This window comes from Pedobacter gandavensis, assembly GCF_014172405.1.
Lineage (GTDB): Bacteria > Bacteroidota > Bacteroidia > Sphingobacteriales > Sphingobacteriaceae > Pedobacter > Pedobacter gandavensis.
Map to the genome: position 1 here is coordinate 46,998 of NZ_WNXC01000002.1, position 12,152 is coordinate 59,149.

6 protein-coding genes are annotated in these 12,152 nt (G+C 41.8%); all 6 read right to left on the reverse strand.

The window, feature by feature from the left end; all coding sequences use genetic code 11:
• Positions 1-6 precede the first annotated feature (6 nt).
• Positions 7-2,595, reverse strand: a complete 2,589-nt coding sequence (locus GM920_RS08120; protein ID WP_182955567.1) for a glycoside hydrolase family 95 protein — start codon at positions 2,593-2,595, stop codon at positions 7-9.
• A gap of 3 nt (positions 2,596-2,598) precedes the next feature.
• Positions 2,599-5,043: a glycoside hydrolase family 2 protein gene (locus GM920_RS08125; protein WP_182956621.1), complete on the reverse strand. Its 2,445-nt coding sequence runs from the start codon at positions 5,041-5,043 to the stop codon at positions 2,599-2,601.
• A gap of 150 nt (positions 5,044-5,193) precedes the next feature.
• On the reverse strand, positions 5,194-6,036 hold the full coding sequence (locus GM920_RS08130; protein WP_182955569.1) for a hypothetical protein: 843 nt from the start codon (positions 6,034-6,036) through the stop codon (positions 5,194-5,196).
• A gap of 46 nt (positions 6,037-6,082) precedes the next feature.
• Positions 6,083-7,639 carry a RagB/SusD family nutrient uptake outer membrane protein gene (locus GM920_RS08135; protein WP_182955572.1) on the reverse strand — a complete coding sequence of 519 codons (1,557 nt, stop codon included), beginning with the start codon at positions 7,637-7,639 and terminating at the stop codon, positions 6,083-6,085.
• Between the two features lie 11 nt (positions 7,640-7,650).
• A complete protein-coding gene (locus tag GM920_RS08140) occupies positions 7,651-10,839 on the reverse strand; it encodes a SusC/RagA family TonB-linked outer membrane protein (protein WP_182955574.1) in 3,189 nt (1,062 codons plus the stop codon).
• Positions 10,840-11,077: 238 nt separating this feature from the next.
• Entirely contained in the window at positions 11,078-11,959 is an 882-nt protein-coding gene (locus GM920_RS08145) for an AraC family transcriptional regulator (protein WP_182955576.1), read from the reverse strand.
• Between the last annotated feature and the right edge of the window lie 193 nt (positions 11,960-12,152).

Here is a 12,152-nt window from a genome sequence, read left to right on the forward strand (position 1 = left end):
AATAATTTATAAGGCGATAACTTTGTAGATCTTTCCCTTTTCTGTCTTAAAATCGATCACATAACCAGTCTCAACAGCTAGCTTTTCCAAAGCCACTTTTGAAGCATTTTTATACGCAGGCACATAGGGTTTTTGAGTCAGGGAGTTGCTATTTTCTGATTTAGGATTGGTCACAGCAACTATTGTTTCCCCTTTAACCTGGGTTTTTCCGGTCTGATCTTTCCCCAGCTGGACAACTTTCACCGGCTGCAATGTCCGCAACCTGCAATTCCCGCCAATTTCTGATTTGATCGTTCCTTCAGTTAACTTACCGGATTTCCAGTTCATCCCAACCACAAAATTTCCTCTTGCTTTGATCCCCTGAATGTTCCCCGCAGACCAAGCCTCTGGCAATGCCGGCAATAAACTGATCATCCCATCCTGACTTTGCAATAACATCTCTGTGATTCCAGCTGTAGCGCCAAAATTTCCATCAATCTGAAAAGGGGGATGTGCATCAAATAGGTTCGGGTAGGTCCCACCCCCACTCATCTGCGCTTTTGTAAGCGTCGGATCGATATAAGTAAAAGCATCTTCCAGAATTTTATAAGCATGATTCCCATCTTGTAACCTTGCCCACCAATTGATCTTCCAGGCCATAGACCAACCGGTGCTTACATCCCCTCTGAAAATCAAGGTTTGTTTTGCTGCACTAGCCAAGTCCGGTGTTTCAAAAACAGAAATCTGATTCCCTGGAAACAAGCTGAACAAATGAGAAATGTGGCGGTGATTATCCTTTGGATCGTCCCAATCCTGAAACCATTCCTGTACCTGTCCATATTGGCCAATGTGGAAAGGGTATAATTTTTCACGCGCATCAATTAACTCCTTCCTGAAAGGCGCATCTATATTTAGAGCCTCAGTAGTACGAATGATATCCGTAAACAACTCCCTGAGGATCGACATATCCATGGTAGAAGCTTTGGAAAGCTGGTATTCTTTGCCTTGAATTTTAACCGTATTCTCAGGAGAAGTCGAGGGACTCGTTACCAGATAGCCAGTTTTATCATCTTTGATCAGCCATTGCAACATAAACTCAGCTGCACCTTTCATCAAGGGATAAGCAGTTTTACTCAAAAATACTTTGTCGCCGGTAAACTGATAATGTTCAAATAAATGCGTACTAAACCAGGCGCCACTCATCGGCCATGCCGTCCATCTTGGTGCACCTTTAGGATCCCAATCGTAGCCCCCTGGAGGAGAAGTTTTTGCCCAAAGATCAGAGTTGTGATGTGCTACCCAACCTTTGTCTATATTGTAATTTACTTTAGCGGTTTTTGCCCCATTTACGGCCAGCTCTTTCATAAAATCAAAAAGTGGTTGGTGACATTCCGATAGGTTGGCATTTTCTGCCAGCCAGTAATTCATTTCTGTATTGATATTGGTGGTGTAATTGCTACCCCATGGCGGTTGTACCTGGTCGTTCCAAATCCCCTGAAGGTTAGAAGGACGAGATCCCGGACGGGAGCATGCAATCATCAGGTAGCGACCAAACTGATAATATAACGTTTGTAAACCTTGGTCATTTTTAGTTTTTGCATACTGCTTCAGACGTTCATCCGTAGTTTGCTTTTCGGCAACTGGATTCTCTTTCAACTCGAATTTCACCCGGTTAAAAAGCTGCTGATAATCCTGCACATGTTGCGCTTTCAGCACCTCATAACTTTTCCCGAATACGGCATTCATATCCGCCAAACTGGCTATGGAAGGATCTTTTCCGGCTAGGCCAGCTGACTTATCAAAACCATTAAAACTCGTCGCCTCCGTTAAATAGATCGTTACCGCATTCGCGTTTTGTACCAGCAATTGATCACCGACAGCTTTCAAGGTTCCACCTTCATGCTTAACCCGCATGCGGATTTCAAAAGTCATCCCTTCCTGCGCATCGTACTCCACCTGTTTCGGTTCATAATCTCTATTGGCGACAAACTTCGGTGCCTTACCCTTCAAAATCAATTCCTGAGTACCTACCGAAGCAGTCTTAAAACGCAGTTTACTAATCAGTCCAGTGTTAAAACTAATCGATCCCGGCTTACTAGCCGTAATTCTCATCATCAACACCTTTCCCGGGTAGCTGGTAAATACTTCTCTTTTATAGTCTACCCCATTCAAAGAATAATTCACCGTAGCGATTGCATTGTCCAAGTCCAGCGACCTGTAGTATCTGCTAGGAATACTATCTTGTTGATTAAACTGTAAATACAAATCCCCTAAAGGAAGGTATCTAGCCGAATAAGGCCCTTGCATTTTCCGCCAGAGTTGTGTCGCCTCCTCATATTTCCCTTCCTCAATTGCCTTACGTACTTCTGGCAAAACCTTTGGTCCTGCCGGATTATTTCCAGGATCTGGAAATCCAGACCACAGTGTATTGTCGTTCAGCGGAATTCTCTCCCGATTCACCCGACCATATACCATGGCCCCAGTTTTGCCATTTCCCAATGGCAAAGCTTCCTCCCATACTTTCGCCGGTCGGTCATACCATAATTTTAAAGGCTGTTGAGCAACGGCATTCATACTAATCGACACGGCTCCTAACAAGACATACAGTTTTTTCATTTCCTACGGATTTATTTCGACAAATGCGGATGGTAATCCATCAGCGATAACACTAGCTACACTCTTCCCTTTATTCGTTTTGATACTGATCTCTGCACGGCCATTTCCAAGTTGCACTTTTCTAGAACCACGCGCAGTTCCCATATCGTCGATTAAAGTACCATCACCAGTGATCCCAAAGCTGATATAGTTTTGCGCATCCAAACACAAGATATTGTTCTTGTCTAACACTTTAACCTGAATTACTGCGATCCCATCCTTTTCTGATACCTTTTCAAGTAACATCTTTGCGGGTTTATCCCATTTCTCCGTTTGGTATTCTTGTGTAATCTCATCGGTAAATACCTTTCCATCTTTCTTTCCTACTGCTTTAATCGTGTTCTGTCCTTCTTTAAAAGTAACCATCCACCTCAATCCAGCCGCAGGGAAATCCTGACTATTCCGCTTTCTCTTGCCCAGGCTCTTTCCGTTTACGAAGAGTTCCACTTCATCCAGGTTGGCATATACTTTTACCATTTTTTCTTCATTCGCAGCACCCCAACGTACTGGCCAGGAATGTCCATAAATATGGATCATTGGCGCAGTTGTCCAATACGATTGGAACACATAAAAAGCTTCCTTCTTCGTCAGATCGCGCTCTACCACTCCTTTTTGATTCATATACGGAATCGGGTTATCCGGACGAACTGGCGTTGAAAAATCTTTAAACGGCCAGTATGCAGCACCGCTCAACCAAGGCATGTTTTCCTGCTCTTTCAAATGCCAGTCGATCAGGTTAACAATATAACTCTCACTCCAATCGCCATCTTTAGAGACGCGGGCACTACCACCAAATAAAGAGGCATCGCCTGCACGCTCATCAGCTCCCTTACCTTTAGTCACCAAACTCAAGGCATTATCCGGACTTTCTGAATGGCGACCAGCATGGCTATCTCCACCCCATTCTACATGGAGAAAATGGTCTACTTTATCAAATTCTTGCTTAGATACTTCTTTATATTCCGTGTAAATTCCACGGTACCAACCTGCCCAGATAGATGGAGAATACACATCTACGATATCTTTACAGAAATCACACCTTCTAATTGCTGTTTTTCTTGAAGGGTCTAACACATGAGACAGGTCATTCAATTCTTTCATGAACTCCCTGATTTTATGCTGATCGAATTCCGAGAAATCTCCCGGCCAATCATTTTCATTGCCCAGCCCCCAGATGATAATTGAGGGGTGGTTATAATGTTGCTCCACCATATTGCGAAGCATGGTACGTGCCTGGTTTTTATAGCTTTCGCCACCCAAACCACCACGACACCATGGAATCTCCTCCCATACTAAAATTCCTAAACGGTCACATAAATCCAATACAATTCTGGATTGCTGGTAATGACCGAGGCGGATAAAATTAACGCCCATACTTTTCATTAACTCCATCTCCTCGCGGATCTGGTCTTCTGTCATTGCTGCAGCTACTCCCGCATGGTCCTCATGACGGTGGGTTCCTCTCAGCAACAACCTTTTTCCGTTCAACATAAACGGTCCTTTTTTAACGAATTCAAAATTTCTAAATCCTATTTTCTCCGAATGAACTGATGTAACGCCATTCGCAGTAATGCTCATTTCTACAGTATACAGATTTGGATTATCTGTAGACCACAATACAGGATGCTTCAGTGAAGTTTCCCAAAGGTCTTTTTTGCCATAAAAGGCTTTCCATTCTTTATTAAAGCTGGCCACCAATTTCCCCTGGGGATCTTTAACCTGGAATTTAACCAATACCGTATCTACCCCATCTGGATTCAGCAATGTGGAACTAATTTTCAAAGTTCCCAAACTCCCTTTTGCATCTACACTTGCCGTTGCAAAAACCTTTTCTGCAGATACCTGAGGTACATAAACCAGGTTGAGGTAACGGTACAAACCGCCATATACGTTGAAGTCTGAAAGATCCGAAGGGATCATTTCAAGATCACGAGAGTTGTCAGATCGGATTTCTACCGGAATCTTTCCTTTAAATTGTTTTTCGAACAAAGGATTTTTACGAAATGCGGTCACTGCATCGGTAATGTCAGCGGTCCATTCATCATAACCACCTACATGCTCGGCTACTAATACATCATAGATATAAACTTTAGTCTTCTGTCCAGCCCCTTCAAAATGAAGGAGTGTACGTCCGTTTTTATAAGGATTACTGATGGCCAGCTGCGTCCGGTACCAACCCGGTCCCTGATAGTAATTGACATCAGGAGTTACCGCATCCTTTGCATTGAAACAATGCGGCAGTTGTACCTGCTCCCATACCGGAACACTTTCCGGATTTCCGGCTTTCACTGGCCTGATGGCTTCATAAATACCACCAAGATCACCTTTTAAAAATTCCCAATTTTGGGTTAAACGTTGACTTTTTTGTGCAAAAATCGGACTGCAAAACAACACAGCAACAACAAGCATCAGCTTTCCTATCCAGTTTCTATAATTTCTCAATTCCTAAATTTTAATGTGTTTAGCCAAAATTAAATGGCAAATTCAATCCGATGCAATACTTTAACCTTCAGGAGTAAAAGCGGACTTCTTCTCCTGAAGGTTATTCATAACTGTTTACTATAAATAACTATATCTACAAGGGTATACCGTTGTTCCGAAAACGTGTACCTGCCCGTTGGTCGCAATTTGCCCCGCCGAACGGTCAGAACTAAAGTCATTAATTCTCAATGGGGTACCATCACTGTATACAATTTTCATGTTGATTTTACCATCCGGATCAAAACCTGAACCAGCACCGGTAAAATTGTAGGTAAAAACAACAGTATTGGCCGCCGCAGCTGGATCCGGAGTCGACTTAGTAACGAGATAGCTCAACATAGATTCATCTTTTTTAGCCACTGTTCCCGGAGGAAGCAAGGTCTGTAAAGTGGTATTCGACGTTATGGCATTGTTGAAACCATAATCGCCTTGAAGGATCAGATACAAAAAGTAATTTTTCACTGTTTCTTTAGAATAATCACTCCATTTTGTTGCAGGACGTGTTTTTGGTCTTAAGGTAACAGGATCCATGATTGGAGCACCATTTGCATCTTTTAACACAATTGGCAGATCAAACCAGAAACCGCTTTTAGGCAACTTCGTTTTGTCATCCAATACACGGATGGCATCATTGTGTAAAAACAGAAATGTTCTACCCGGTTTTTCATACTCAGCAAGGTCTATTCCTGCATAATCCAATCCAAGCTTCATGTATTTAAAAACCGTATCGTTCAATTTTGTGGGAACAATTGCACGAGTCTCCAGGTACTGTCTGGCAGTCATGTAAAGGTTAGGATCTAACTCCTTTTTGATGTATTCATGGTCTTTCTGTACGTCCAGACCAAACATAGAGCAGGAAGAAAGGGCCGCTGAAACCAACAGAAAAAAGGCCCCTTTTTGTATATTTTTATATTTTTTCATTGCGATCTATTTAAATTGTAATTAATCCTTTGGAACGACGATTCATTTACTCAGTATAAGGCTGATTTTGAACCAATAAACTATTAGAATTCAATACATTCCTATTCAATGGCCATAAATATTTGCGTTTATCTGTTCCCCAGCCTATTGGCGTAGCCCCTTGTTCAATCTGACGGGTGATCAGGATCGGATCCATAAACTCCGCCACACGGTCTGTGCGGACAAGGTCGAACCAGCGTTTCCCCTCTCCAAACAATTCCAACTTACGTTCTTGTAATATGGCTGTCTCCAGATCCTTAGCAGTTGGAAATAGATCAGCAGTATAGGCTGGAAGTCCAGCTCTGGTATGAATCAGGTTCAAATACCTTAAGGCATTCAACTGATCACCGGTTTTGTTTAAAGCTTCAGCATACAATAAGAACTGATCAGACAGGCGGTACATTGGAAGTAATACATTTAAAGTAGCTCCAAAAGTCCCGGTATAAGAATAAGCACCTGCAACACCTGGGGTATAAACACCTGGATACCACTTCCACATTCTATCCCTGGTTTTTGTGTTGATGTCAAAAGTTTGTTTCACCCGGATATCTGTCGTACTCAAAGACCAGCTGGTGAATACCTCTTCCGCAATTCTGTATGCCGTGTTGTTAGGTGAGGTAGAAAGACCAGCCATACAAGCACAACCATTAGCCGCATAATCCCAATGAATGTTCCAAATCGCTTCCACACTGCTTGCCGGATTTACGAACATATCTTTCCAGATAGCCGTAGGCTGTAAATCTGTTGCCGCACCACCTGCGCCTGTAGCTAACGCTCCTGCAGCATTGTAAACTTTTCCTGTTGGCCCTTTGGCAGCAAATAATCGTTTACTCCAGATAATGGCATTTGGATAGTCCTTTTTCCACATGTATACATCAGCCATCATCGCGCAAACCGCAGCCTCACTGATGTAAAATACTTTGGCTGTAGCACCTTTTGCCATGGTATTATAAGCGGTAGTCAGATCGGATATTACCTGATCCAACACCTTTTCCTGCGAATCTCTCGCTTGTTCCGGATCATCATAAATACTGACATAAGGCTCTGTTCTAATTGGAGCTGCTCCCCATACCCTGGCGATGTAGAAATAAGACATGGCCCTCATCGCGTAACACTCCGCCATGTAACTCTTTAAAGTTGCTGCCGGTAGCTCATTGGCCGAACCTGGCTGCGTAAAACTATTTACTTCAGGGAGCTTTTTGATCAATAGATTTGCACGGCCGATCACCTGATACAAAGGACTCCAATCTGCCCAATCATTGTTCGCAGTCAGCGTATTGAAATGCATTTCATTGTCAGAATTCTTTGCATAGGTTTTAAACCTTTCAAAATTATCTGCTCTTGCATCTCCCCAATAGGTATATCGGTTAAAGAACTGTTTCTCTCCGACCATTACACGCTGAAATCCTCCATACATACCAGCCATTCCCGCTTCCGCATCGAATCTGTTTTTATAGAAATTCTCGAGCGTTCCGTCAGAAAGTGGTTTCTCATCTACCAGTTTCTTACAACCGGACGATACCATGCCCAATCCTAAAAGTGTTATAAAAAATATCTTTTTCATTCTCGTAATCATTAAAATCCAACGTTAATACCTAAACCTAACTCTCTTCTTTTTGGATACTTTCCATTATCATCCCCAGGCGTTAATGCACTAGAGCTGAACTCTGGGTCATACCCAGTGTAATTGGTCCAGGTAACCAGGTTGGTACCATAGATGTAGGCACTGATGTTTTTGGTGAAAACCTTTTTCGACATTGCCGGCGTAAAGCGATAAGTAAATCTGGCGCTGGATAAACGAATAAATGAAGCGTTTTCCAGGAACATGCTGTTACCATTTGCTTTCTGACTACCTCTGGTATCTTTATCCGGGAAATATGGATAAGCAGCAATATCGCCTTGTTTGGTCCATGCATTATAAATTGCTTCCGGTAGCGCTGGTCCGTTCGAAGAACTGTTGTTCGTTAAACCTTGTTTAAAGGAATTGTAAACCTTTCCGCCAACCGTTCCATTAAAAATGAAGGACAGAGAAAACTGTTTATAGCTCAGGTTATTGATCAAACCAAAGTAAAAATCCGGTTGTGCATTACCAATCACATGACGGTCTGCATCATCAATCACCCCATCATTATTCACGTCCAACCATTCTGTATCACCACCTTTCAGTTTTGCACCATTTGCATATAAACTTTTCACGGTGCCTGTATAAGGTTGTCCATTTAAGGTATAACCATCACACACGGAGGTCATATAAGTTTTACCTGCAGCATCTACGGCCTCCACTACTCTTACATTTACCGGCTCTAATTTTATACCATCCGTATTAAAAGCATTGGATACATCGTAAGGGAAAACCCCTTTATTTTTCCAGCCATAAAAATCACCGATGTTACCACCTTCCTGAATCAGGTGTTTATTTCCAGCTATAAATTCCTGACCGTTATAAAGTTTTTTAATCTTTCCTTTTTCGAAGGTTAAGTTTCCGGTAACGCTCCATGTGAAATTATCAGTTTTAACCGGAGTTCCATTTAAGGCTATTTCCAGACCTTTATTTTCAATATTTCCAACATTCACTTTTACTGTACTGAAGCCGGTTTCTTTAGGAATCTGACGATCGTACAATAAATCATTGGTGGTTTTAATATAATAATCTGCACTTAAGTTCAAACGTCCTTTCATGAAAACGAGGTCCATTCCCAGATTCTGCGTTACAGTATTTTCCCATTTAATCGTTGGATTTCCAAAAGTATCCATTAAAGAAGCACCGGCAACTCCACCATAGCTATTGCTACCAACTTCAATGCGTTGAATAGACTCATAGTTTCCACTGGCATCATTACCCACAGTACCATAACTTACCCTCAATTTGGCATCATCAAGGTATTTCTTAGCCCAGCCCATAAATTTCTCATCAGAGAATCTCCATGCTGCAGATCCAGAAATAAAGCTTCCCGATCTTCTGTCTCTACCAAATCTGGAAGAAGCATCATTTCTGAAAGTACCTTGAACAATGTAACGACCTTTGTAATTATAGCCCGGACGGAAAAAGAAGGATGCTAAGGAGTAAGCAGTTGCCCCTACCCTTTGTTTCGTTAAATCTACCATATTGGCGCCAGTCACAAAATGCACATCTTCCGCAATTAAGTTCTTGCCTTCCAGGTTTGTAAAATCAGAACGCGTTCTGTCTGTACTAAAACCAGCTAAAGCAGTGATGGTATGGTCATTTGCAATTGTTTTGTTATAGTTAAAGAAACCCTGAGCTTCATAATATACTCTTCTGGTGGTTCCATTTCTGGCCAGATTTTCAATTCCATTCGCACTTAAAAATCTAGGCATGAAATACACAGACTTTCCATCATCAAGCTGTGCATTAAAAGTGGCGGTGAAATTCAGGTCCTTAATAATATCATACTTTAAAGAGTTGGCAATTTGCGCTTTGTAAGTATCCTGGGTATTGTCTTCCAGCAAAGCATTTGCTACAGGATTTCTTTTCGAATTCAGGTAACTGGTTAATGAACCATCTGGGTAATAAATCCTGGCATAAGAAGGACGGTCGAACACTGGTCTTAAGGAGTTATTGATACTCGTAAAGTTTCCGGTTTGAAAATAATAGGAAGCATTGGTAGACCATTTTACTTTCGGTGACACTTGAAACTCCACGTTAAATCTGGATTGTAATCTTTTAATCCAGGTGTTCAAAGCGATTCCTTTATCATCCAGGTAGTTTCCACTTCCATAATAGGTTAACCCTTTTTGTCCACCACTCACACTTAGTTTCACTTCATTACGCTGACCGGTATTTCCTAAAAGCATATCCTGAAGGTCATTGTCTGAATTAAAACTTGGATTCAATGAATCTACAAGGCCACCAGCAGTCCCATTCGGGTTTCCTGCCTGTAGTTTTCTGTAGTAGCGCAATTCAGCGGCATTTGCCTGTGCAATTTTATGTGCCAGTTTCCCAAAAACATGAGAATATTGTGCGTCGATTCTAGCATTCCCATCTTGTCCTCTTTTTGTGGTAATCAAAATTACCCCATTGGCTGCTCTTGCGCCATAAATGGCCGCAGATGCAGCGTCTTTAAGCACCTCGATATTCTGAATATCACTTGGATTAATAGTACTTCCATTGTCACTAATCACCCCATCAATTACATATAAAGGATTAGAACCATTACCATCTGTAGAAAAAGTTGAAGCTCCCCTGATTTTAATAGAGCCTTCTGCTCCTGGCTCACCACCATCATTCATCACCAATACCCCTGCTGCCTGCCCTTGTAAAGCATCAAAAAGGTTGATGGGCTGGCGCTCTTCAATATCCTTTGCATTCACAGAAGATATGGCCGCCGTCAGGTCTCTTTTCTTGGTTTTACCGCCGTACCCTGTGACTACAACTTCATCAAGGTCACTCAGGTTTTCTTTAAGGGAGACATTGATTTCAGTTTTCGCACCTACTGGAATTTCCTGAGGGATAAAACCGATATATGTAAAAATCAGCACTTGATTTGGACCGGGTATAGAAATGGCATACACCCCATCTCCATTCGTGGAAGTGCCCACTGCGGTTCCTTTTATTTTCACACCCACACCCGGAAGTGGTACTCCTTTATCATCCTTCACAACGCCTTTTAGTTTAATTACTTGTGCAAATGCGGAAGGGGAAAATAGCATCCCTATGGCTAGTAATACGATTACGCCAACCTTCCTGATCGAGCACACTTTCCATTTGTTAGACAAATAGAGGTTCATAGTATAAATTTCCTTCATACTTCAGTTTTAAAAATGAGTAAATACTTTAATTGATCTTCAGCCTAGTTATTCCGGGAATCCGGTGATTTGCTGGTCAAGAGCTGGAAGCCATATATCCCTTATGACTGTGAGTGGTGGTGGTCATTTTCATCGTTAGTTCGTTTAAGTTTATTTTTGGTTAAGCTAAAGGGACGGATTATTTTTCAGGAATCAGTCGGTCGGTTTGGCGTAGTTGTCAACAGAATTGGCTCGCTGTTTAGTTGATATATTCGGTTACAAATTCGCGCTGATAACACAGGGGACTTTTTCCAGTTACTTTTTTAAAACACTTGTGGAAGCTTGCAAAATTATTAAAGCCACTATTGTAGCAAATCTGTTTCAGGTTGAGGTGAGCTTCGATTAACAACTTGCAGGCCTGCCCTACTTTGATCTCGGTGAGAAACTGAGAATAGGTTTTTCGTGTACGCGATTTAAAATAGCGGCAGAAAGAGTTGGGGCTGATTCTGGCTACATCTGCAATTTCTTCCAGGCAGATTTTATTCCTGAAATTGGCATAGGTATATTCATAGATATCACTGATCCGGTCTTTCTCCACTTGCTCCAGGTCATATTGAAAGCCAAATGACGCCAAGGTTTCCAGCTCACTACATTTTGAGATTTCTAATAGCGCTTGCATCAATAGAATGATCCTTTCGGTTCCTTCTGCTTCCAGCATTCTGCTCAGTAAAGCAGCCACCAGCACTTTGTTTTTGCCGGTCACCTTTACACCTCTTTTAGATTTCTCCATGACATCTTTTAAGGCCTTATTTTCTGGCAGGTTCAAGAAGAAATCCCCCCAAAGGTCTTCGCTAAAATGCGCGACTTTCACATCTGCCGTCCCACTCTTCTCTCCACCTTCAAAATAGGCATCTTCAAATCTCCAGTAATGAGGGAGGTGCGCACCTACAAGAACGATGTCACCAGAATCGAAAGATTGAATATTATCCCCGATAAACTGGGTGCCTTTACCTTCATTAAAGTAAATCAGTTCCAGCTCCTGGTGATAATGCCATTTATTGTTTACAAATGGTTCGACATCCTGTCTGACACTAAACGATTGAGCAGGAGCCATGGATACTTTTAGTAATTGTGCTTTCATAATCAATAATTATTTAGTTGAAATCTGAGAGACGTTACCAAAGTAATTTCTGGTACATAATAGGAATGAGGAAGGAATAAAAAACATAGCATACTCGTTCATGAGCTCTTTGGTCTTACAGATAAATTATACTTGGTTTAGCTAAAGTAGGCCTCCTATGCTATTCTAAGGGGGGAAATTCTTAAGTATAAAG